The sequence below is a fragment of the Paenibacillus sp. P4_A7 genome (genome assembly GCF_056402455.1).
Genome location: NZ_JBFUHJ010000045.1, coordinates 12,606 through 35,160 on the forward strand (window position 1 = coordinate 12,606; position 22,555 = coordinate 35,160).

The window sequence follows — 22,555 nt, forward strand, 5'->3', positions numbered from 1 at the left end:
CTCATTCACAGCTAAGGGTTAATATTCAAGATAGCTCCAGTGTATCGGTCGAAAGATATACTAAAAGGGTCGCCAGTAAGATTGCCTTCGGAAGAAGGAATAATATCAAATTTAATATTCGAATCATTGTGATGATGTGTTGTTGTTGTGATTTGTACTTCTTGAACACTAACGTCAAGGAATGGTTGAGCCAATTGAATCGCTTTCTCTTTAATTGGGTCTATTGAAATCCATTGTTCTTTTTTCGTTTCATTTCTATTTTCTTTATCTTTCCATGCCTTCATATCACTGATACCGATTATTTTTTTATTTGGACCAATCCATACACGCATACTGTCGTCTGTGGTTACATAAGATGCAGTGGCTACTTTTCTCTCATCTGGTATAAGTGAAAATCCAGTCAAGTTAAAATACTTCTGCAATACCTGATTAGCTTCTTCCGCAGTTTTAACTGTCGGGCTTTGGCCGCCTCCAGGCTGCGATAGCTTTACCACTTCCACTTCAACTGTTTCATTTAATTGGGTATTCGCGGCTGGTGTCCCTTGCGCATTTACTAATGAGAATGAGCAGACAGTTAATAGCGTTGCTAAACCTAATACAGATAAGCGAATAGAATTTTTCTTAAAATGTTTAATCATGAGTATTCTCCTCTTTAGATGCTTGTAATTACCCGATAATCCGACCAAACCTGGATATCTCCGGGCTCCTGCATAATGCTCCAATAAATTAATGATCGTCTGACCGTACGCTGCTTTGTGTTCAGCATGGATGTAGGACAAGGCTAATGCATCACAGGCTACCTCTTGGTCTGCCCGCATTCGTGCGTAGACAACCCACATAATCGGATTAAACCAATGTAAAATAACCAGAACATGCATGAGCCAATTCATCGCAACATCCCTGCGCTTGATATGTGCCAGTTCATGATTGAAAATATAACGGAATTGATCGGCATCCATCGAACGAATCAACGAACGGGATAATAAAATCCTTGGTTTCATAAACCCATAAACCACAGGACTCGGCACTGCATCTGTTTCGGTTAGAAGAATCGGTTGTTTGACCGACATTTGGCGTTTGCATTGCTCGAATACTTGTAAGACCGCCGGATTGGTTACATTGGGCTGTTTTTTAATTCGTCTATACACGTTGATATTGGCTATAAGGGTTATAAGACTCAACACTATGACCCCTAGCAACCAAACAAAAAACAGCATGTCTCGCAGCGTTATTTTGGATAATAGATTCACAAACGATTGCTTGGCATGGACTTCTTTCTCAGGAACGTTCGCAGCGGAATGAACCGTGACGTCGGATGAACCTTTGAGTGTCCATTCGCTCGGAGAATCCTCGTTATTCTTCAACTGATTTCTTTGTTCATAACGATTGGAAATATCATAGAGCGATCCTGAAAGGAATTCATTAGACAACTGCTGCTTAATTGGAAGTAGATTGTACACGCTGTACGAGCTCTCGGGTGCCCAAGGTAATACGAGCCGGATGACAACAGGCAACCATAGGAGATAATGCCATTTCGGCTGCAACTTGTTTCTGAGTATCCATTTGATCATGACAATGAGAACAACCAGCACACTTGCCATTAGCGAAGCCCGAATCACCCAGTCGAAAAAAACCTGTAAATACAATTGTACATATATCATGGCTATTTGCCTGTCTTCGATTTGTTATCATCGAATAATTGTTTCAGCTCATTGATTTCCTGTTCCGTCAGTTTTTTCTCCTGCAGGAAGTTAGCAAGCATCGGTTTAATGGCTCCACCGTACAATTTTTGTAGAAAGGTTTTGGTTTCACTTTGCAAATACTCATTTTCTGAAACCAATGGATAAAACAATTGGGCTCGTCGCGATTCATCTTTGTTTATTCCAACCGCTTCTTTCTGCACCAGGCGGTTAAGCAACGTACGAATCGTCTTCGGACTCCAGTCCATTGTTTCCGTTAGTTGTTTAACAATTTCGCTGGATGGGCATTCCTCCTTCGCCCAGAGGATTTTCATAACTTCCCATTCTGCATCTGTGATTTGTGGTAATTTTATCATTCTTGAAACCTCCTGTTACATGTAAAAGGATCACAATCGTAGGCCTACAATCCATATACTACACGTGTAGTCCTATTGTGTCAACAAACGTCTCGTACCATTCACTTTCTATAACGTCGGAAATAATAATTATCAATTATAGTTGCTTATTTTTGGGTGTGTAATACCCCTAGGTGGGAGAGCACATCGCTGGCAGCGAAGAGGTCATGTAGAGAAAAGAGTGTTAGTATAAACGGATATTGGGGAACTTTTAAACCGAAGATGAAGTCGAAAAGCCGCATCAAACAGGCATACTGTTCATGTGGCTTTTCATCGTATGAAATTCAAGCTAGAAGGAGTATGGGGACTTAAGCTCAAATTCGCAAAATCTTTAATGGACTGTCAGATTTAAAGCGCAGTGCAGCGAAAAATGCGCTCAGGCCGTCTAATATGGTGGAGGTGATAATTCAGTGAAGCCGGCCGGCTCGAATAACAAGGAAAATTTCCCGAAAGATCCCTCTCAAGCTCTAGAGCAGCTGATGGAAAGCTATGGCTCGACGGTCATGCGCACCGCTTATTTTTATACCGGCGATCGGCATTTTGCCGAGGATATCAGTCAGGAGGTATTCCTTCGCGCTTATCGCAACTGGAACTCGTTTCGTGGAGATAGCGCGGTTAAAACCTGGTTGACGACGATCGCCATCAACGTTTGCCGGGACAAGATGGGCGTGCGGATGTTTACGGAACAGCCGACCGATCCCAGCCGGATGGAGCGGGGACGGACATTCAACGTGGAAGAAGAAGCGCTTAAAAGATTGCAGAAAAGCGAGATTTTGCGGCATATGCTGCGTCTGCCTCTGCCGTATCAGGAGGCTTTGTATTTATATTATTATCTGGACTTGGACACACGGGAAATTGCGAAAGCGACGTCGTCGCCCGAGGGTACCGTGAGAAACAGACTGCACCGGGCGCGCGAGGCGTTGGCTCGGGAAATGCGCAAGGAGGAGATAACCGATGACGGACATGGAGCGTAATTTACGTCAACATTTGCAAAAGGAGTCGGATGATATGTTGTTTTCTAAAATGGAATTGAGCGATAGCGTTAAACAGAAGATCAGGAAGCAAGCCGCCGCGGAACAGAGAAGCCGCCGCCGATTCGTTCTTCCGAAAGCCTGGCTTGCAGGAGCGGCAGCGCTGGTCGCGGCAGTCGTCATAGTGACGGGATTGCCGATGCTGCAAGAGCCCGCCGCAGTACCGACGCCAACGGATAATTCGTCGGGAACCGTGCTGCCCGGAAACGGAGGAGCCACAGGTTCGGAGTTGTCCCAATTGATTACAACTCCATTCGGAACGGCGGAGGCAGCGAAAACAGCTTTCGGTTCCGGTGTGCATGTTCCTCAAGTCGCCCCGGAAGGCTTCAAGCTGGCTGAGATCGTCGGCGTGGGAATGAAGGACCAACCGCTCAGAGATTTGAACTTCACATACGGCTCGGGTGATAAGACGGTGACGTTCAGCGCGAGCCGCATGCCGGCGGCGTTCCCGACGGACCTGTTCACACAGACCAAAGTGGGCGGAGCGGACGGCTTTATTTTCGAGCAAGCCGAGTTCACGGAGCTGTTCTGGGTGGTTGACGACATTCAGTATGGCGTGTCCGGTCCGATTTCGGGCGATGAGGCCATGAAGGTAGCCGAATCGGTTGAGCCTTAATGAGTTGATGCGTGTATATCGTGAATGAATTGAACGCCCCACCCGTCGAGGTGGGTTTTTTCGTCAGTAAAGGATTTATTGCAGGGTATTATCAAGCTTTGACTCCATAGACACCCCCAACCGTGATTCTATACTTATTGATGCTGGCACCTATTAAGAGAAATTGTACCTTGAGCGAATGCTAGATAAATTGGGGTAGTGTAATATCCCCATACGGGAGAGCGCATCGCTGGCAKCGATGAGGTCAGGGGTTCAGTCCGMGCGGACGTAATGAAGTGAGTAGGCTTCGAAGGAAATACATCAAATGTAGGGGAAAAACGCGCGGTCGTATTTTCACAAGGCCTAATAAATAGTCTGAAAGAGTAAAACAGTTAACGCAACCTCATGGAGGTTGCGTTTTTTTATTTGGTTGACAGCATAGGGGTTATGAATCACGATGACCGTATATCTATAAATGGAAAGTTATAAATCAATTAATAGAAGTAATTAAAGATATCCATATATAAATTCGACAACAACTAGAGGTGAAATGGTTGCTAAAAATTAACCGTGAAGACAAACGCCTAATATGGCAGCAACTGCTTGACCAAGCTATTCATAATATCACAACCGGCAATTGGCCCGCAGGCGAATTGCTGCTGCCTTCTCGCGAACTTGCACTATTAGTTGGTGTCTCCCGCTCAACGATACAGATTGTTTATGAGAAATTATTCAGTCATGGCTTTTAATGATGTTTGAAGACGAAGTCGTAATTTGAGATTGAGGGCATAATCATTTATTCGGGGAGAACTACATATATAATTATATCGAAGTGAGCTTAGTTATCGGTTCTGTTATCTCCCTTCTTAGTAGTGCAATTTCATGTTTATAAGGCGCATCTTTATATTTTATTTTACCTATAGATGGTGTCTCCAATAGTTTAGGAATCTTAGTTAGTTGAGGATGATGCACGATATAGTCAAGAGCTTTTAGACCGATGTACCCATGACCGATATTTTCGTGGCGATCTTTTCTTGAGCCTCGTTCATTTTTAGAGTCATTAATATGAAGTACTTTTAGTTTGTCTATACCAATCACGCGATCAAACATCTCAAGTACGCCGTCGAAATTATTTACTATATCATACCCGGCATCATGAATATGACACGTATCTAAGCAGACAGATAACCGTTCATTATGATGAACGCCATTTATGATTTTTTCGAGCTCTTCGAAGTTTCGACCACATTCCGTACCTTTTCCAGCCATTGTCTCCAGCGAAATTTGTACATGACTATCCTCAGTTAAAACCTCATTTAACCCCCGTATGATTTGTTTGATTCCCTCTTCACTACCAGCGCCTACATGCGATCCTGGATGTAATACCAATTGTTTAGATTGCAGACATTCGGTCCGTTTTATTTCCTCTTGAAGAAAAGTTACACTGAAGTCGAAAACTTCTTTTCTCTTCGTATTTGCTAAGTTAATGAGAAAAGGAGCGTGAACAGCAATGTTAGAAATACCATGTTGATTCATGTGGGCGTGTCCACTCTCAATGTTATAGAGATCAATTGATTTACGTTTTGAATTTTGAGGAGCACCTGTATAAATTAAAAAGGTTGAGGCACCATAGGAGGCTGCTTCTTTACTTGCTTGCAGTAACATCTCTTTTCCTCCCATGGATACATGAGATCCAATCAAGATTGACATGATAACCACTCCGCTCTTTTTAAAGAAATTAGTGTTAATTATATCATTAAGAGGATTTTAAAAATAATGGTGGGGATAGGCGTGGCGGGTATTCACATTAATGGGGGGTATGCAGAACAAGTATTGTTTCGCGCTTCTCGCCTTATTCCGATTCCGGATGAAGTTTCCTTTGAACAAGTCGCAGTAGGGATAGATGCGATCGTCACGTCCTATCATGCCGTGATGACATCAGGAATGGCGGAACCGGGCGATGTCGTTGGAAACATTGGGCTTGGCGGGCTGGGAATGAACGGTCTTCGTATCGCATCCTTAGCTGGTGCAACCGTATATGGTGTCGATGTACTGAAGTCCCATTCCATGAGCTAAATGATGCATTGGAACAATTTCGAGAGGGCAAAACGCGAGGTCGTATTTTCACAAGACCTAATAATTAATAGTGCGGAGTCAAAAAATAAGCAGAGGGGTTCAAGAATCTATCGAAGATTCTCGAATCCCTCTGCTTTAAATGCAATGAAGTATTATCTTCATTAATTCATTTCTTTTTCTTATTCAAGTGGATGTAAGTAGTTAAACACTCAATGACGGGAGGCCAGGCAGTTGGCGATCCCGCTCTTGTTTGTTTCCTTTAGTTTGTTTGATCTTCCTTGAATGTGAAGCTTCTAGCTGCATATAGAAATGGAGTAGAGCAGAGTGATACGATGAACTTAATCACGTATGTCGATAAGAATATCGATAGCCAGAGAGCACTATCGTATCCTTCTGCTCCAGCAAATGCTATTGTGCAGAAGATTAACGTATCAACAAGCTGACTGACAGCTGTGCTTCCGTTATTTCGAATCCAGAGCTGATTCGGAGCTGGACACTGTCGTTTCAAGAAGGTATAGATCTTAACATCGAGAAATTGGCTCACAAAATAAGCACACAAGCTTGCCAAGGCGATTCTAGGCATTAAGCCGAAAAGCGTCTCTAACGCTCCTTGAACCTGCAAAGGGAATTCATCATTATGCGGATTAAACAGCAAGGCCATCTGCATAATAATTGTTGTGGCAATTAGAGTGAAAAATCCGAACCATACCGCTTTTTTTGCAGCCTTCTCACCGTATTTTTCGTTTAATAAGTCTGAAGCCAGATATATGGTGCCGTACATTGTATTCCCAAGTGTAATTGCAATTGCAATACCAAAGACATCAATGTCAATCGTCTTCACAACTTGAATATTGGCTAGTACTGTAGCCATCCCAATCCAAGCATAAATGCCTAGACGACCAAAAAAACGATAAGAAAGTAGAAATAACAAAAAATGCACGAGCATAAAAATCGCGCCAAACCACAAATTAAACATATGACTGACAACCTCCTAGTTTTGTTGACGCGGGAGTTTTCGAACCGCGGCTTGCGTTAATGATGAAACTTAGAGCTACTTTTCTGCCTTTGTCATTATAAACGGTTAAAGGATGGGCGGCAATACTTATCCGGTAACGTTTTATTTAGAGGTTAGAGATGGTAAAATAAATGGCACGGCTTTTGAGCACGTTGTTGCGAAGCCATTTCGGCTTCGAAAACAGGAAGGAGTGTTTTTATGGATACTCAAAATGATCAGTTGCAACAAGAACAACTGCGAGTAGACGACGTGACGAGTATTATTCGTGCGCGTATAGAAGAATTTCGTAAAATAGTCGGAAGTATGAGGGAAGATATCGTTGATATACGCCGCAACTTCTGGGATGATGTGACGCTTAACTTTGAGGATGCTGCTGAGTCAGCTGAATCACATGCCAGCATGAAGCAGCAGGCTGAGGTGCTTTCAGAACGAGAGCGGAGTCATAGACATGCAGAACAGCAGCTAATTACGCTGACTAAGCTAGAGCAGACTCCTTATTTTGGAAGAGTAGATTTAATAGACCAAGGGTTTTCCGAAGCGGATCAAATTTATTTGGGTGTGGGGTCTTTACTTGATGAGAGCGGTCAAACTTATTTGATCTATGACTGGCGAGCTCCAGTTTCAAGCTTATACTATGATTATAGTCCTGGACCCGTCCAATACGATACACCGAGTGGTCAGATCAGCGGTGAAATGACATTAAAGCGTCAATATATGATACGTGATGGACAAATTCGCAGTATGTTTGATACAGGCGTTACGATTGGAGACGAGTTGCTGCAAGAGGTGCTTGGCAAGCAATCTGACGCCCAGATGAAGAGCATTGTCGCAACAATTCAGCGAGAGCAAAATCGTATTATTCGAAATGAGAGGGCAAGACTGCTCATCGTTCAAGGTGCTGCAGGGAGCGGGAAAACATCAGCGGCATTGCAGCGTGTAGCCTATTTGCTCTATCGCTACCGCGGCACGTTAAATGCCGATCAAATTGTATTATTTTCACCAAACCCAATGTTTAACAGCTATGTTGCAACTGTATTGCCCGAGCTGGGTGAACAAAATATGCAGCAGACAACGTATCAGCAGTACTTGGAGCATAGGCTGGGTAAGTCCTTTGCGCTTGAGGACCCTTTCTCTCAAATGGAGTATACGTTGGCAGCAATAAATGAGTCGGGCTACGATACGAGGATTTCGTCGATTATATACAAATCTGGTCTAGCATTTATGCAATTGATTGAGAAATATGTCTCTGAGCTCGGTGAGAGCGGCCTTTCATTTACTCCTGTTACTTTCCGGGGTAGGACGCTACTGTCTGAAGAAGCCATATCAGAGCAGTTTTATAAACTTGATCGTACGTATTCAATAGGCAATCGGATGCTCTTAACAGCGGATTGGATGCTGAAGGAGCTAACTAGACTAGGCCGGGAAGAACGCAGTAATGAGTGGGTGGATGAAGAGATCGAGCTGCTGGACCAGGAAGCGTACGCTCATGCCTATGAGGAGCTTCAGCGTAAGGAACGGTTTACGAAAGATTCATTTGATGATTTTGACTCGGAAAGGGATTTTTTGGCGGCGATGGTTGTTCAGAAGCAATTCAAAAAATTACGGAGAAGAGTCAAAAGGCTCCGGTTTTTGAATGTACCGGCTATTTATAAACAGTTGTTTGTAGGAGATCGTTCGTTGCTTCAGCGATTAACATCGGAAGAGCTTCCGCTTCCGGAAGCATGGCCTCAAATCAGCGAGCTAACTATTGCCATGCTTGAGAGAGCCGAGATGTATTATGAGGATGCGACTCCCTACTTATACTTAAAGCAAAGGCTAGAAGGATTTCATACCAATACATCAGTCAAACATTTATTCATTGACGAGGCTCAGGATTATTCGCCTTTCCAATATCATTATTTAAAGCGTATATTTCCTAACTGTAAAATGACTGTTCTTGGAGATGTGAATCAGTCCATATTTTCTCATTCCGTTGCGGTAGATGGGTTTGAACCTTTGTCGCATTTATATAGCGAAGAGGAGACGGAGAAGATTGTTTTAACCAGAAGCTATCGTTCAACTCGGCCGATTGTCGCCTTTACAAGCAAGATGATTGAGGGCGGGCATTTGATTGAGCCATTTAATCGTGATGGGGCGGAGCCTACTGTAACGAAAGCAAAATCGGAAGCTGAATTATTTCAGCTTATAACTAAGCGGATTGAAGAGTTGCAGGAGGCGGATTTCCCATCCATTGCGATCATTTGTAAAACAGCAGAAGAGAGCAAATTCATACATAAGAATTTGCTCCCACATTTTGCTGGGCTGCGTCTGATTGAGAAAGAAACGGTGACCTTTGAGAAGGGCTTGGTTGTTATACCAGCCTATCTAGCCAAAGGAGTGGAGTTCGATGCAGTTGTCATTAGCAATGCATCTAATGAATACTACGGACGTGAGAGTGAGAGGAAGTTGTTCTACACGGCTTGTACAAGAGCTATGCACGAGCTGCATTTGTTTTACACGAATGACCTAACTTTCTTTATTTCTTAAGTTTATTTTCTAACACTTGTCCATATTTCATGGACATCTACTTGAAGCTCCGAGGCGATCAGCTCTGCTGTGAGCCTTTGGGGCTTTATTATTTTTCCGTTGCGCAGCTTGGAAATGGTTTGAATAGAGATGCCTGTGTTATCAGAGAGCTGTCCGGCTGTTATATCCCGCCGAGCCATCCATATTTTAAGCTTCATTGCAGCATCAATTTTGTCATCAAGCGGTTTAACGTCCCAAATGACAAAAGCGAACTCCTTACTATTTTCAAAGCCATCGAGAATGGGAGTGAARGTAACGGACAGCTCGAGCTCAATTCCGCTCAGCTTACTTGTATGTATGATCAAACTTCGTTCTTTCTTCAATACGTCTGCTTCTGCTAAAGCTTCCTTAAATTTCGTGTGCTCCGCACTTGCAATGAAATTCAGCACAGATTCTTCTTCCATCTTAACATCCGGCTCAAACATGAGAGGAGCGAAGCTGTCGCGCAAAAATCGAATTTGTTGATGGCTGTCAACGATACCACTTATCAATACTTTGTTTTTCTGCGTTTGCTGCTCTATCCACTTGTAACCAGATAAATCTACGAAGGTAATATAAGACCTATTTGATTTATCATTTTCAATAGATGGTAATAGCTGTTGCGTCACACGAACAGGAATCGGACGTTTCAGTTTTGTATACAGCAGATTCTCGCTGTTTATGAACTGTCGATTGTTATGACTTTTCAACTTATATTTTTGAAGTAAATAATGACTTGATTTGGATTGAACCTCAGTAAGTGTATATCCTGTAAGCCGTAAAAACGCATCATTTGCATCCTCTATTTGTGGCAGTCCACTTTGTATATGAAGGATGATCATCGGCTGCTCCAAGGTTTTAAATATTTGTTGATAGATAGACAACCCTTAGCCTCCTATAATTGTTTGTCTACTTGTTGACAGACTTATCGATTATAAAATATCAAGGAAAGACTCACAAGTTGGTATTTTTAACAGTTTACAGTCTACAGTTTAATTAATTAAACTTGGTAGCTTAATCCAATCAAAACGTCTGAAAAGACTGCTTTTTATGTAGTAGACAGGCTGTAATCAGCTCACAGTCAGCTTTCTTATGTCTTCTTTTACCGCTAAAATGATGAATGTATCCGAATAAAAGCGGATGGGTGCCTTTTAGGCATATACATAGGGAGAGACTATACATGAATTTTTGCAGCATTGAAAAATGTATAAAACCGTTAAAAGCAAAAGGTTTGTGCGCCATGCATCATCAAAGACTTTTACGTCATGGAGACCCGCATATGATACGACCAGATCGCATGAAAATAAAAAAAGCTTGTAAATGGGTTAATTGTACGAATATGTCGATTTCGAAGGGATACTGTTCAAAACATTACTATATTCAGCGAGTTATGCTATCAATCGACAACAATGTTACATAACCTAACATCAAGAGAACGGAAAGCATCAAAATCTATGAAAATGGAGTGTGATTTTTTCAACAAAACATGTATAATATGGATAAAGTAATTAGGTTAGGCTGGTTTTGACTCAACAATTTTCATCCAATGGGGGTGATAACAAGGATGGTTCAAACCGCATATAACGATTTATCGAATGAGGATTTGTATTTGTTTAACGAAGGCAGCGCTTATCATAGCTATCGTTTTATGGGTGCGCACCTTACCATGCAGGATGGAATTGATGGCGTCCGATTTACATTATGGGCCCCAAATGCCGCCGAGATTCGAGTCATTGGCAGCTTCAATAGCTGGAAAGGCGAGAGTTATCGGATGGATAGGGTAGGCTCAACTGGTATATTCACCTTGTTTATTGCGTATATCGGAGAAGGTGATTTGTACAAATATGAAATCATTTCGACCGAAGGAAAGGTTATTCGGAAAGCTGATCCCTATGCTTTTTCTTCCGAACGGAGACCTGGAACGGCATCCATTGTAACTGATCTAAGCGGTTATCAGTGGCAGGACGGGAATTGGCTAAAGAAAAAGCGGGATAAGCCTGCTTACTCTAATTCTCTCCTCATTTATGAGGTGCACGCTGGCTCTTGGAAAATTAAAGGTAAAGAAGATTTTTACACGTATGAGGAATTGGCGGAGGATCTCATTCCATATGTCTCAGAGATGGGATATACACATATTGAATTAATGCCGATTGCAGAGCATCCTCTCGATCAATCTTGGGGCTATCAAATTACTGGATTTTACGGAGTGACGAGCCGTTATGGCTCACCTAAGCAACTGATGTATTTCGTAGATCGCTGCCATCAATTTGACATAGGTGTAATTTTGGATTGGGTACCTGGACACTTCTGTAAGGATGATCACGGCTTGCGGTTGTTTGATGGTACACCAATCTTTGAGGGGAATGACCCTAAGTATGCCGAAAAGCCACTCTGGGGGACTTTGGCCTTCGATTTCAGTCGAAATGAAGTCATCAGCTTTCTAATCTCCAATGCCATCTATTGGATGGAGATGTTTCATATTGACGGCTTACGTGTTGATGCTGTTGCCAGCATGATTAATTTGCATATGGATAAATCGCCCGACTTGTTTACTTACAACTCACTCGGAGGGTCTGATAACCTAGACGCACTCCGCTTTCTTAAGAAGCTCAATGAAACGGTGTTTCATTACTACCCCGACACGCTTATGCTAGCAGAAGATTCTTCCGCATGGCCTGCCGTCACATCTCCTACCTACAAAGGCGGCCTCGGATTTAATTTTAAATGGAATATGGGCTGGATGAACGATATGCTGCGCTATATGGCGCTTGATCCGCCCGAACGCTCGCACCACCACCATCTGATTACGTTCTCGCTCCTATATGCTTTTTCAGAAAACTACATTTTACCTCTCTCACATGATGAAGTTGTTCACGGCAAACGTTCCTTATTGAACAAAATGCCAGGTACTTATGAAGAAAAGTTTGCTCAGTTACGACTGTTTTATGGCTTCTGGATGACCCATCCCGGCAAGAAGCTGCTTTTCATGGGCAGTGAATGGGGGCAATTCGACGAATGGAAGGACAGCGATATGCTGGACTGGATGGTGCTGAAATATGATTTGCATCAAAGCATGCAACATTATGTGAAAAACCTCAATTTCGTCTATAGAGATCAGCCGTCACTCTGGGAACGAGATCGCGATCCAGAATGCTTTCAGTGGATTGATGTTCATAATGCAGAGCAATCTGTAATATCCTTTATCCGTTGTGGAAATTCTGATTTTTCCATCGTAATCGCCAATTTTTCCAGAAATGACTATACGCAATATCGTGTTGGTGTACCAGAGCCAGGTTTTTACCGCTCTTTCATTCATAGCAATGACTCACAGTATGGAGGAACAGCTGCACGATCGCCGCTTGGATTTAGCAGCGAAAACGTAGCTTGGCACGGTCACAATCAAAGTATTTCGTTTCATTTAGCCCCCTTCACATTCCTAATGATCATCCTAGAGCCGGGGGACACACATTGAGTGGGAGTTGATGTCCATGGGCCGAAAAGAAATGATTGCTATGCTGCTCGCCGGAGGTGAAGGAAAGAGACTTGGCGTACTAACGAAAGATTTGGCTAAGCCAGCTGTCTACTTCGGAGGGAAATACCGCATTATAGATTTTACATTAAGCAATTGCGCTCATTCGGGTATTGATACAGTTGGTGTCTTGACCCAGTATCAACCGCTCGAGTTAAATCGGTATCTTGGAATCGGCAGCCCTTGGGGACTTGACCGCCGCGATGGCGGAATGACGATATTGCCCCCATTTGTGAAGCAAAAGGGCGGAGTTTGGTATAAGGGAACAGCAAATGCTATCTATCAAAATATGTCTTTCATAGAGCCCTATAACCCGGAATATGTTCTCATCATTTCAGGCGATCACATTTATAAGATGGATTATGAATTGATGCTGAATCACCACAAGAAGAGCGGCGCTGACGTTACGATCGCAGGTATCGAGGTGGAGTGGAAAGAAGCCAGCAGATTCGGCGTTATGCATATTGACGATGAGGATCGAATTACAGCCTTCGAGGAAAAACCGAAGACGCCAACGAGCAATATTGCGTCCATGGGTGTTTATATTTTTACTTGGTCTGAATTGCAAAAATATTTGATATACGATGAAGCAAACCGCAACTCTAGTCATGACTTTGGCAAAGACATCATACCAGCGATGATGCGAGATGGGAAACGGCTGCATTCCTATCCATTCAAGGCATATTGGAAAGATGTTGGAACCATTGAAAGCTTGTGGGAAGCCAATATGGATTTACTAGAGGAAGAGCCACCACTTGATTTATCAGATCCGGATTGGCGAATCTATTCCGTAAGCCCTAATCGTCCTGCACAGCATATTGGAGCTGAAGCTGTAGTTACCTCATCTTTAGTAAATGAAGGCTGCATGTTGGAGGGCGAGGTCAATCGATCCGTCTTGTTCTACGGAGTGCAGGCCGCAAGGAACAGCTATATATCGGAGTCTGTTATTATGCCAAATGTCCGTATTGGTGATGGCGCACGTATATACAGAGCCATTATTGGCGAAGGTGCGGTCATTCAAGCAGGCGTGACGATTGGAAGTCCGGATGATGAAGCGATTACTGTCGTCGCTGTTGATCAGTTTGTCACGAATGATCATTTGCTGCAGGAGGTGGAGCACTCATGAAGCACAAAGTAATGGGCGTTATTAATCTGATTCATGAGACAGACGAGCTTGAGAGTCTTACACAAGGGCGATGTCTTGCTACGGTTCCCTTCGGTGCAAGATATCGATTAATTGATTTCGTACTGTCTAGTATGGTCAATTCAGGCATTTCAAAGGTTGCGGTATTCGCTCATACGAAATATCGGTCATTAATGGACCATCTTGGATCCGGCAAACATTGGGATTTGCAGCATCGTCAAGGCGGATTGTTTATTCTCCCGCCGGCGTCTGATGATATCCAAGAAATAAGCCGGGGTGATCTTTATCATTTCTATCAGCAGCGAGATTATTTTAATCGTTCTACGCTTGAATATGTAGTTATTACAAGAAGTCATATGGTCTGCAATATTGACTTTGAGCCGGTTATTCAGTCTCATATTGATCGCGAAGCGGATATTACAGTAGTCTGCAAGCAGCAGAGTGATTTACTAACAGGCAAAGCTCGTAAGGTGAAGATGGATGATGACGGAAGGATTACTGCTATACAAGATCATTATGGCCGTATGGCAAGCGACATCAATTCCATGGAAATGTATATTATGCGCAAAGAGCTGCTGATGGAGCTGGTAGAAACCTCACTGGCGCAAGGTCAAGATCATCTTGTGCGGCATGCTATTTTCTCCAGGCTGGATAAGCTGAATGTATATGGCTACATGTATGAAGGTTATTTAGGTGTTGTTAATACGATGAGTAGCTATTATCAAAATAGTATGAATTTACTAAAACCAGAAGTATGGAAAGAATTATTTTATCAGCCTGGTCCAATCTTTACGAAGGTAAAAGATGAGCCCCCGGCAAGGTATATGGTTGATTCTAAAGCGACAAATTCGCTAATTGCTAACGGCTGCCGTATTGAAGGAACGGTTGAAAATAGTATTTTGTTCCGAGGCGTGAATGTGCAGAAGGGTGCGGTCGTAAAAAATAGCATCATCATGCAAAATGGAGTTATTGGCGAGAATACCTTTATACAACACAGTATTCTAGATAAAGATGTAAGAGTGGAAGAGGACCGTGATATTCGCGGTGCTGCGAGTTCACCATTTTTAGCGGCTAAGCGTAAAGTAATTTAATAAAGAGTGAGATAGAGAAGAGTAACAAGGAGAGGAAGAGCCTATGAATATCTTGTTCGCAACCTCTGAAGCAGTTCCGCTCGCTAAGACGGGCGGTCTTGCAGATGTAACTGGGGCATTGCCGAAGGCGCTGAATAAACGAGGCGTTGATACAAGAATCGTGCTGCCTAAGTATGAAGAGATTCCATTAGAGCTTTCAGAACAGTTTGAGTTAATAGCCAAATTTACGGTGTCATTTGGGTGGAGAAATCAATATTGCGGCTTGTTTAAAGGACAATTGGATGGCGTCACCTATTATTTGGTCGATAACGAGTTCTATTTTAAGAGAAAAGGGCTTTATGGGTATGGCGACGATGCAGAACGATTTGTTTTTTTCTGCTTCGCAGTCATGGAGGCTGTTCGTTATATGGACTTCAAGCCGGATTTAGTTCATTGCCATGATTGGCAAACTGGTCTTATTCCGTTTCTGCTTAAGACGAGGTATGCCTTTGATCCAGCGTGGTCCTATGCGAAATCTGTATTCACGATCCATAATTTAAAATATCAAGGCTTGTTCAGCATTGATTTGCTAAAAGAACTAATTGGTGCAGGCGATGAGATGTTCGCTGCGGATAGTCTTGAGTTTTACGGGGCGGCCAGCTGTATGAAAGGTGGACTCGTTTTTGCAGACAAGCTCACGACGGTAAGCGGCACTTATGCGCAAGAAATTCAAAGCGAATATTTTGGCGAGCGGCTTGATTCCTTGCTACGTTATCGTTCTGACGATTTAATTGGCATCGTAAATGGTATTGACGATGAGTTGTTTGATCCGATGAATGACAGCGCGAGGTGGGCTTGCCCGAATCAGAAAGCATTCCGCTTATTGGCATTGTATCTCGACTTGTAGAGCAAAAAGGCTTTGATCTTATTGCGGCAACATTGGAAGAGTTACTTACGGAGGATGTACAACTTGTTATTCTAGGAGCGGGCGAGCAGCAATACGAACAATTCTTTCAAGATGCAGCCAAAAGGCATCCTGACAAAGCAGCCATTTGGCTAGGCTATGACGATCGGATGGCTCGGCGAATTTATGCAGGTTCAGATATGTTTGCGATGCCTTCGAAGTTTGAGCCATGTGGTCTCAGTCAGCTGCTAGCGCTGCGGTACCGCTCAGTGCCGATCGTTCGTGAGACCGGAGGCCTTAAGGATACGGTGCAGTCTTACAACGAATATACGGGGGAAGGCAATGGCTTTACTTTCACCAATTACAATGCGCATGAATATTTGTATACAGTCCAAAGAGCGTTAGCTGTATACCGGAACGAAGAAGCATGGAAGCAAATTGTGATGAACGGATCCAAAGAAGATTATAGCTGGAATCGTTCCGCAAAAGCCTATCTCACGATATATTCCCTACTTCTAGCGGATCGAAAGGAGAAACAGCCATGGCCCGTCACCTTGTAATCGGCAACGGCAAAATGCTGCTGAATCTAGATCAGCATTGTTATATCCGAGATATTTATTATCCCTATGTTGGTCAGTTAAATCATGTAGGGGGTYAATATTGTCGTTTAGGCGTGTGGGTTGAAGGTGCTTTTTCTTGGCTTGATGACCCAGCATGGAGGTTTGACCTTGATTATATTGAGGACTCATTGGTTACTAACGTAACGGCTATTCATGATGGTCTAGGTATTGAACTTCATATGAATGATGGTATTCATCAGCGGGAATGCATCTACATTAAAAGCGTCGCCATTCGGAACAACACAAATGAGCAGAAAGAAGTGCGATTGTTCTTCCATCAGGACTTGATGATTGATGGCTCTGAGGTTGGAGATACAGCGGTTTATTATCCTGAGAATCATACACTGTATCATTACAAGCGTTCTAATTACTTTATGTTTAATGGTTTCTCTGATGAAGGCGGCATGATGCAGTATTCAACAGGGATTAAGAGGTTTCAATCTGCGGAAGGGACATGGCGCGATGCAGAGGATGGAGTTCTTATGGGTAATTCAATTGCTCAAGGCTCTGTTGACAGCACGATCAGCTTTCGTACCATTATCCCGCCAGGCAAGGAAAAGACCATTTATTATTGGATGTCGATCGGTAAAAACTTAGAAGAAGTGAAAGAACTAAATCAATACGTACATGAGAATCATCCCGAGAAACTCCTTAGTCGCATGGTCGTATATTGGAAGCATTGGCTGCGCAGAGCGGAGACGGATTTAGGTGATTTACCTCATGATGTTGTCAAAATGTTTAAGCAAAGTCTCTTGCTTGTACGAACTCAAGTAGATGAACGTGGCGCGATACTGGCGGCGAATGACACAGATATTTTGCAATATAATCGTGATCATTACAGCTACATGTGGCCGCGCGATGGTGCACTTATTGCGGATGCTATGTCAATGGCTGGTTATCAGAGCGTAATTGCTCCATTCTTCCATTTTTGCGCACAGGCTCTCTCACCAGATGGATACCTCTATCATAAGTACAATCCGGATGGAACAGTAGGTTCTAGCTGGCATCCGTATATCGTACAGGGAAGCAGACGATTGCCTATTCAGGAGGACGAAACGGCACTTGTGTTGTTCGCTTTGTGGAAGGATTATTCGCGCAATCAGGTGATAGAGCTTCCACAGTCCTTGTACAGCAACTTAATTCGCAAAGCTGCAACATTTCTGAGTTCATACATGGAACATTCCCTCTCGCTGCCTAAGCCTAGCTACGACCTTTGGGAGGAACGTTATGGGATATGGACGTACACAGCGGCATCGGTATATGGCGGGTTAATGGCAGCATCTTTCTTTACGGAACTATTCGGTGATTACGAGAGAAGTGATCATTACAAGAATACAGCTGAAACGATAAAGCACGGTATTATCACTCAGTTGTGGGACGAGGAGACAGGTCGATTCGCACGTGGTCTTATCCAGAAAGATAATCGTTGGGTGAAGGATATGACGCTTGAAAGCAGTGTGTTCGGAGTTCTTGAGTTTGGCGTGCTGCCTGTAGACGACTATCGTGTGAGACAGACGATGCTGGCGATTAAGGATGGTTTACAAATAAAAACAGATATTGGAGGAATCGCTCGTTATACGAACGATTATTACTTCCAACAATCTGGTGACATCGAAAAAGTGCCAGGCAATCCTTGGATCATTTGTACGCTATGGGTAGCAAATTTCGAAATTGATTCAGCGAAAAGCTTGGATGAACTAGAAGGGCCGCGCCGCACACTGCAATGGGTTTCTGACCATGCACTGCAAAGCGGATTACTGCCGGAGCAGCTTAATCCATACGATGGAACGCCGCTGTCAGTAGCACCGCTTACATGGTCGCATGCTACGGTTGTACACAGTGTGAGTAAGTATGCAGAGAAGTATAAGCAGTTGCGAGACAACTGCTGACCACTACTGCATTCCAGCTTCATGTTTAGAGCCAGAAGGATAGACGATTCTCCTTCCATTTCAGAATAGTGGGGGACGGTCGTATGTAAAGAAACAACCTGAAAACGGTTGTTTCTTTTTTTAGCTTTTTTAAGTGCCGTATTTCTTCACAGCCGCGGCAAGAGTAAGCATGGGCCAAATGTAATTATTGCTAGGATAATGTACGTATACACTGCCAGGCAGTCCTGCTCCTGTAGGGTACGTATAGGTCCAATCTCTCCTTCCAAGAGCTTGCAGCAGACCGTCAATGCCTCTCTCAATCGCTGGCGTCGGCTTTGAATATACGGCTGTCAGTGCATCAAGTGCCCATGCAGTCTGTGAAGGTGTGCTGTAATGCAAGGGAACGTAATGTTTGACTTGATCGCTGAGACAGGATTCTCCCCAGCCTCCATCCTCATTTTGGATATCGAGCAGCCATTTGACCGCCTTCATGATCGCTGGGTGGTCTTCGGCGACTCCGACAGCTATCATCCCTTGAACAGCTGCTCCTGTTCCATGAATGTAGGATATCCCCCAGCGCCCATACCAGCTGCCGTCTTTGGATTGTTGTGACAGTATCCACTGTACGCATTCATCAATCCAACGATGAGCGATGCTCATATCTAGTTCTTTTCCTAAAAAGCTTAATACTCGCCCGGTTAAGTCGACGGTCGAAGGATCCGTAGCGATATCTGCCGCCCCTTCAAACGTGAAAAAGCTTGCGGGCAGCTGCTTTCCTTTGCGTTCAAATGCGGGCCAGCCTCCATCATCATTTCGTAATGCGAATACCCAGTTCAATCCTCTTTGCCAGTCCGCGTAGGAGCCATCAGAGTGTGATATGTATGGTMTGATAGCACGCAATGCGGCTGCACTGCAATCGACGTCGGGATAAATCGTATTCACATCGGAAAACCCCCAGCCGCCTGGAGGCGTATTCGGATTACGTATAGCCCAGTCTCCAGGACGATTTTGCTGCTTCGTCATTAAATAGGCCGCCGCACTCTCTAAAACGTTGCTTTGTGTAGAAACCCCCGACTCACTCAATGCATAACTCAGCATAGCTGTATCCCAAACTTCGGATGAAGCGATTTGAATATGGAAGCTATCCTTGCAAAGAAGCGAGCGAACGCCAAGTACCATACGATTAATAGTAGGGGAGTTCGTGTCATAGTCTAATGCTAACATTGCCAATATCATGAACATGGTTGCTGTTGAATAAGTAAGTAGAGTACCGTTAGGTTCGATTCTCTCGAATAGGAAAGTTTCAGCTTGCTCTACAGCAGAGGAAGAGTCTAAAGGGAGAAGGCTGTTCAAAGGCAAAGAACCGACAATTTCGCTTAGGGCGGAAATCCAAGTCGTGTCATTTGAGAACGTATGGGAAATGCCTAGGAATAGATCGGATAAATCGGGCATCGTTGGAGTGCTACGTTTGAATAATTTGTTTGACATAATTAGGATAGGAATAAGATGTACACGCGCATGACCGGAGAGTGAGAAGAGATCCAGGCCGATTCCGAGATTGGAGAAAAATGCTTCTAGTGGGATTCGCAGCAAATAGGGCCATTCTGCCTGTCCTGTTGCAGAAAACAAAACTTGAGTGAACAGGTTTCGCATTTCGGATAAGCCGCCTTTTGCTCTTATAAATTGCTTAGCTTGCAGTATTCGCGGATCATTTGCAGCATAATATCCCGCATACAAAAGTGCAAAGCATGCTTCAGCAGTAGCCTCCAGGTTGCCGTCCAATTCGTCAGGGTATATTTTCCAAGATCCGTTTAACTGTTGTTTAGAGGCGATACGAGAAGCCAGTAGATGAATGAACGTTTCGTCTGATCGTCCTAGCAGTCTTAGTATAATTATAAAATAGCCATCAGTCATCGTCCCTGAATCCAAACATAAGAGCCATGCTCCATCAGAGGATTGCTGCCGCTCCAGTTCAACAGTCATGTGTTCAATTTGTTCGTGTATCCGTTTCATATCCATAAGCAGCATTCATCCTTTGCTTCAGTAGTTGCTTMATGTATATGCGGAATACGGCGTTGAAAGTCGGAGATATGGCTTGTCCTAACATAATGTATTTGAATTATTACGATTTGCAGTTGTTCTTTCTGCTTATTGTGTTTGTTGAAATGAAAGGCTGACTAAGGAGGGGACTCAGTAGTCCCCTAACAATTGCTAGGTGTAATAGGTTTGGGTCTCGGATATTGGCGAATATGCTTTATGCGAGAATCGGCAGTATAACATTTGCCATTGCCCGCCAGGATGCTTGCCGAAGAACCGGCGGCAATGACGCGAATAGATCCAACGACAATTCTTGGATCGCATAAGGTTCGAGTCATTTGGACGACCTGTCCATCTCCGTCATACAAATCTGTCAATTCGGGAAGATCGCGAGAGAAAATGCGATACGATTCAAAAAAAACTTCGCCTGCGGTCGCATGACTCTCCTGACGTTGAACAGCTAAAGCTTGCAGCTTGGCATTCGTGGCGTAGCGGTCACCGACCTGTAAGATGCCAGATTGCGCTAAGCTTATTACGTATATTGCTCCTATACTTGCCGTCCGAACACAGATTGTCATGTCACGCTTCCTCGACAGCAATACTCTCCGCCTCAGGAGAAGGAAACGGTGCTAATGGACCGACAATGACGGATTCAGGAGGTGTATCAAACATCGAGTATAAATGAACACATTCGGTATCCCCCACTTGAAGCATCGAGGCGCTTGATACGCCGAGAATTTCAATCTGTCCAACAGATAATGAATGGTTAGTAACGTGGAAATGGATCATTAGCAGTACTCCTTAGTAATAAAGTTAACCAAATCAATGGATTGACAGGGCCTATTGCTGATTACCGTTTTGCAACTGGCGCATATAAGCGAGCAGCGCAGCATCGGTATCTCTGGTTGTCTTGTTAAGTACAAAGTCGATTAAGTCTTCTCCTTCATAAGAAGCCTGTTGGCCGTTCGGGTCATCACTTCGCTGCATATAATATTGAATACGCGAAGGCACTTGCTTGCGAATATCCTCAATTACGATGCGGCGATGATAAGGATCTAACGGAATGCCTAGCTCTTTTTCGTAGGTCAGCAGTTTTTGCTCTGCACGATTGTCTAAATATTGATTCATTTTTGACTGAATATCGTTGTATGGACCAGAAGTTGGTGTAGTGGTCGGCCCCGCAGAAGGGTATGATTGCTGTGATGGAACTGATAACTGTTCAATGTTGTCAGGAAAAGGGTTGCCTCCACCACCAGGTGCAGTCATGCCGATATTAAGCGTGCCATCTAGTTTTTCTACTTTTAATTGGTCAAACTTGTATTCAATTTTATCTATGTGATAAGTAGGGCGTACTTCAAATTGCTTCAGCTTATCGCATAATGCTGCAACTTGATTTTCTRAATTTTCAATTTGCTCTTGCTGTGCTGTAACTTTTTGCTGTATTTCGAGTGACCAGGCTTGCCAAGGCGAAATTGGTGTTTGTTGCTGCATAAAGGTACTCCTCCTTCTGCTGTTTATGACGTTTGTAGAGGTTATGTCGGGTTCGGAAGAGGTACGAAGGAAAGCGGGTTTTCTTCACCTAGCTGAGGGGCAGGTCCTGTGAACCCGCCTGTATTATACAACTGTGATAAGGATCGGATAGAACCTGCGCTTCCGACTTGAAGGACGGAACTATTGGACACACTATCTACGCGGAGCAGATGAATCGTTATTTGCTGATGAATGGTCCAGTTCATAGTATACTTGCTTCATTTACTGTATTATCTTGCACGTCTGGATCAAGCGTATTTGTAGCGCTGACAGCGTTATTTGAGTTTGTTAAGCTCCCCGTCAAGAAAGAACCGGATCCCGCATAAGTCTTTGAGTTGCTGGATGGCGACACTTCTAGGGCATCACCGAATTGAACGATTGAGCCGGAGCCGATGCTAATAATTTTGACAAATCCGACGACTGCTGGCATGAGCATCCCCCTTTTTTTCTTAATTAGAACATGATGATTTCATACGTAAGTATTACCTGCTACATAC

General features: G+C 43.6%; 19 protein-coding genes, 2 pseudogenes and 1 riboswitch. Of the genes and pseudogenes, 10 read left to right on the forward strand and 11 right to left on the reverse strand.

The window, feature by feature from the left end:
• Positions 1–11: 11 nt before the first annotated feature.
• A complete protein-coding gene (locus AC1DWN_RS09275; RefSeq protein ID WP_477558616.1) occupies positions 12–1,661 on the reverse strand; it encodes a M56 family metallopeptidase in 1,650 nt (549 codons plus the stop codon).
• A gap of 2 nt (positions 1,662–1,663) precedes the next feature.
• Positions 1,664–2,056 (reverse strand): BlaI/MecI/CopY family transcriptional regulator, encoded by a 393-nt coding sequence (locus AC1DWN_RS09280; protein ID WP_477558617.1) that lies wholly within the window; start codon positions 2,054–2,056, stop codon positions 1,664–1,666.
• 449 nt (positions 2,057–2,505) lie between these two features.
• Here AC1DWN_RS09280 and AC1DWN_RS09285 point away from each other — a divergent pair, with 449 nt between their 5' ends.
• The 3 genes and pseudogenes from AC1DWN_RS09285 to AC1DWN_RS09295 all read left to right on the forward strand — a co-directional run.
• On the forward strand, positions 2,506–3,069 hold the full coding sequence (locus tag AC1DWN_RS09285; RefSeq protein ID WP_244556072.1) for an RNA polymerase sigma factor: 564 nt from the start codon (positions 2,506–2,508) through the stop codon (positions 3,067–3,069).
• The gene (locus AC1DWN_RS09290; RefSeq protein WP_477558618.1) at positions 3,050–3,742 is read left to right on the forward strand and encodes a DUF4367 domain-containing protein; all 693 of its coding nucleotides are present in this window, start codon (positions 3,050–3,052) and stop codon (positions 3,740–3,742) included. The genes AC1DWN_RS09285 and AC1DWN_RS09290 overlap by 20 nt, the downstream gene beginning before the upstream one ends.
• Positions 3,743–4,275: 533 nt before the next feature.
• A pseudogene (locus tag AC1DWN_RS09295) lies at positions 4,276–4,467 on the forward strand (MocR-like pyridoxine biosynthesis transcription factor PdxR); the annotation flags it as partial.
• A 76-nt stretch (positions 4,468–4,543) separates the two neighbouring features.
• On the opposite strand, the gene AC1DWN_RS09300 reads toward AC1DWN_RS09295, so the two are convergent.
• On the reverse strand, positions 4,544–5,431 hold the full coding sequence (locus AC1DWN_RS09300; RefSeq protein WP_477558619.1) for a deoxyribonuclease IV: 888 nt from the start codon (positions 5,429–5,431) through the stop codon (positions 4,544–4,546).
• Positions 5,432–5,497: 66 nt separating this feature from the next.
• Here AC1DWN_RS09300 and AC1DWN_RS09305 point away from each other — a divergent pair, with 66 nt between their 5' ends.
• Positions 5,498–5,797, forward strand: coding sequence for a hypothetical protein (locus tag AC1DWN_RS09305; protein ID WP_477558620.1), 300 nt, complete (start codon positions 5,498–5,500; stop codon positions 5,795–5,797).
• Between the two features lie 259 nt (positions 5,798–6,056).
• Here AC1DWN_RS09305 and AC1DWN_RS09310 read toward each other — a convergent pair whose 3' ends face one another.
• Positions 6,057–6,773, reverse strand: coding sequence for a queuosine precursor transporter (locus AC1DWN_RS09310; RefSeq protein WP_477558621.1), 717 nt, complete (start codon positions 6,771–6,773; stop codon positions 6,057–6,059).
• Positions 6,774–6,782: 9 nt separating this feature from the next.
• Positions 6,783–6,827: riboswitch (PreQ1 riboswitch) on the reverse strand.
• 183 nt (positions 6,828–7,010) lie between these two features.
• Here AC1DWN_RS09310 and helD point away from each other — a divergent pair.
• Positions 7,011–9,338: an RNA polymerase recycling motor HelD gene (gene helD, locus AC1DWN_RS09315; RefSeq protein WP_477558622.1), complete on the forward strand. Its 2,328-nt coding sequence runs from the start codon at positions 7,011–7,013 to the stop codon at positions 9,336–9,338.
• A gap of 2 nt (positions 9,339–9,340) precedes the next feature.
• Here the strand turns inward: helD and AC1DWN_RS09320 are convergent, their stop codons facing one another.
• Positions 9,341–10,240: a PAS domain-containing protein gene (locus AC1DWN_RS09320; RefSeq protein ID WP_477558623.1), complete on the reverse strand. Its 900-nt coding sequence runs from the start codon at positions 10,238–10,240 to the stop codon at positions 9,341–9,343.
• A 680-nt stretch (positions 10,241–10,920) separates the two neighbouring features.
• On the opposite strand from AC1DWN_RS09320, the gene glgB reads away from it, so the two are divergent.
• The 5 genes and pseudogenes from glgB (at position 10,921) to AC1DWN_RS09345 (ending at position 18,512) form a co-directional block, all read left to right on the forward strand.
• Positions 10,921–12,828, forward strand: a complete 1,908-nt coding sequence (gene glgB / locus AC1DWN_RS09325; RefSeq protein WP_477558624.1) for a 1,4-alpha-glucan branching protein GlgB — start codon at positions 10,921–10,923, stop codon at positions 12,826–12,828.
• 16 nt (positions 12,829–12,844) lie between these two features.
• Positions 12,845–14,011: a glucose-1-phosphate adenylyltransferase gene (locus tag AC1DWN_RS09330; protein WP_477558625.1), complete on the forward strand. Its 1,167-nt coding sequence runs from the start codon at positions 12,845–12,847 to the stop codon at positions 14,009–14,011.
• Positions 14,008–15,120, forward strand: coding sequence for a glucose-1-phosphate adenylyltransferase subunit GlgD (gene glgD / locus AC1DWN_RS09335; RefSeq protein ID WP_477558626.1), 1,113 nt, complete (start codon positions 14,008–14,010; stop codon positions 15,118–15,120). Before AC1DWN_RS09330 ends, glgD begins: the two co-directional genes overlap by 4 nt.
• A gap of 43 nt (positions 15,121–15,163) precedes the next feature.
• Positions 15,164–16,563: pseudogene (locus tag AC1DWN_RS09340) on the forward strand (glycogen synthase).
• Entirely contained in the window at positions 16,545–18,512 is a 1,968-nt protein-coding gene (locus AC1DWN_RS09345) for a glycoside hydrolase family 15 protein (RefSeq protein WP_477558627.1), read from the forward strand. The pseudogene AC1DWN_RS09340 and the gene AC1DWN_RS09345 overlap by 19 nt, the downstream one beginning before the upstream one ends.
• 129 nt (positions 18,513–18,641) lie before the next feature.
• Here AC1DWN_RS09345 and AC1DWN_RS09350 read toward each other — a convergent pair whose 3' ends face one another.
• The 6 genes from AC1DWN_RS09350 to AC1DWN_RS09375 all read right to left on the reverse strand — a co-directional run bounded on the left by AC1DWN_RS09350 (position 18,642) and on the right by AC1DWN_RS09375 (position 22,488).
• Positions 18,642–20,510: a squalene cyclase gene (locus AC1DWN_RS09350; RefSeq protein ID WP_477558628.1), complete on the reverse strand. Its 1,869-nt coding sequence runs from the start codon at positions 20,508–20,510 to the stop codon at positions 18,642–18,644.
• Positions 20,511–20,692: 182 nt separating this feature from the next.
• Positions 20,693–21,106 (reverse strand): spore germination protein GerPE, encoded by a 414-nt coding sequence (locus AC1DWN_RS09355; protein WP_477558629.1) that lies wholly within the window; start codon positions 21,104–21,106, stop codon positions 20,693–20,695.
• A 1-nt stretch (position 21,107) separates the two neighbouring features.
• The gene (locus AC1DWN_RS09360; RefSeq protein WP_477558630.1) at positions 21,108–21,317 is read right to left on the reverse strand and encodes a spore gernimation protein GerPD; all 210 of its coding nucleotides are present in this window, start codon (positions 21,315–21,317) and stop codon (positions 21,108–21,110) included.
• A 51-nt stretch (positions 21,318–21,368) separates the two neighbouring features.
• Positions 21,369–22,019: a spore germination protein GerPC gene (gene gerPC / locus AC1DWN_RS09365; protein WP_477558631.1), complete on the reverse strand. Its 651-nt coding sequence runs from the start codon at positions 22,017–22,019 to the stop codon at positions 21,369–21,371.
• Positions 22,020–22,060: 41 nt separating this feature from the next.
• Positions 22,061–22,264, reverse strand: a complete 204-nt coding sequence (locus AC1DWN_RS09370; protein WP_477558632.1) for a spore germination protein GerPB — start codon at positions 22,262–22,264, stop codon at positions 22,061–22,063.
• Complete coding sequence (locus tag AC1DWN_RS09375; protein WP_477558633.1) at positions 22,261–22,488, reverse strand: spore germination protein; 228 nt, start codon at positions 22,486–22,488, stop codon at positions 22,261–22,263. The genes AC1DWN_RS09370 and AC1DWN_RS09375 overlap by 4 nt, the downstream gene beginning before the upstream one ends.
• Between the last annotated feature and the right edge of the window lie 67 nt (positions 22,489–22,555).

What these genes read in the sequence shown, in the direction of transcription:
- AC1DWN_RS09310 (WP_477558621.1), bottom strand. Translation starts at nt 6,773, where the DNA reads ATGTTTAATTTGTGGTTTGGCGCGATTTTTATGCTCGTGCATTTTTTG.
- glgB (WP_477558624.1), top strand. Translation starts at nt 10,921, where the DNA reads ATGGTTCAAACCGCATATAACGATTTATCGAATGAGGATTTGTATTTG.
- AC1DWN_RS09355 (WP_477558629.1), bottom strand. Translation starts at nt 21,106, where the DNA reads ATGACAATCTGTGTTCGGACGGCAAGTATAGGAGCAATATACGTAATA.
- AC1DWN_RS09290 (WP_477558618.1), top strand. Translation starts at nt 3,050, where the DNA reads ATGACGGACATGGAGCGTAATTTACGTCAACATTTGCAAAAGGAGTCG.
- AC1DWN_RS09330 (WP_477558625.1), top strand. Translation starts at nt 12,845, where the DNA reads ATGGGCCGAAAAGAAATGATTGCTATGCTGCTCGCCGGAGGTGAAGGA.
- AC1DWN_RS09375 (WP_477558633.1), bottom strand. Translation starts at nt 22,488, where the DNA reads ATGCCAGCAGTCGTCGGATTTGTCAAAATTATTAGCATCGGCTCCGGC.
- helD (WP_477558622.1), top strand. Translation starts at nt 7,011, where the DNA reads ATGGATACTCAAAATGATCAGTTGCAACAAGAACAACTGCGAGTAGAC.
- AC1DWN_RS09280 (WP_477558617.1), bottom strand. Translation starts at nt 2,056, where the DNA reads ATGATAAAATTACCACAAATCACAGATGCAGAATGGGAAGTTATGAAA.
- AC1DWN_RS09370 (WP_477558632.1), bottom strand. Translation starts at nt 22,264, where the DNA reads ATGAACTGGACCATTCATCAGCAAATAACGATTCATCTGCTCCGCGTA.
- AC1DWN_RS09360 (WP_477558630.1), bottom strand. Translation starts at nt 21,317, where the DNA reads ATGATCCATTTCCACGTTACTAACCATTCATTATCTGTTGGACAGATT.
- AC1DWN_RS09275 (WP_477558616.1), bottom strand. Translation starts at nt 1,661, where the DNA reads ATGATATATGTACAATTGTATTTACAGGTTTTTTTCGACTGGGTGATT.
- AC1DWN_RS09300 (WP_477558619.1), bottom strand. Translation starts at nt 5,431, where the DNA reads ATGTCAATCTTGATTGGATCTCATGTATCCATGGGAGGAAAAGAGATG.
- AC1DWN_RS09305 (WP_477558620.1), top strand. Translation starts at nt 5,498, where the DNA reads ATGGTGGGGATAGGCGTGGCGGGTATTCACATTAATGGGGGGTATGCA.
- glgD (WP_477558626.1), top strand. Translation starts at nt 14,008, where the DNA reads ATGAAGCACAAAGTAATGGGCGTTATTAATCTGATTCATGAGACAGAC.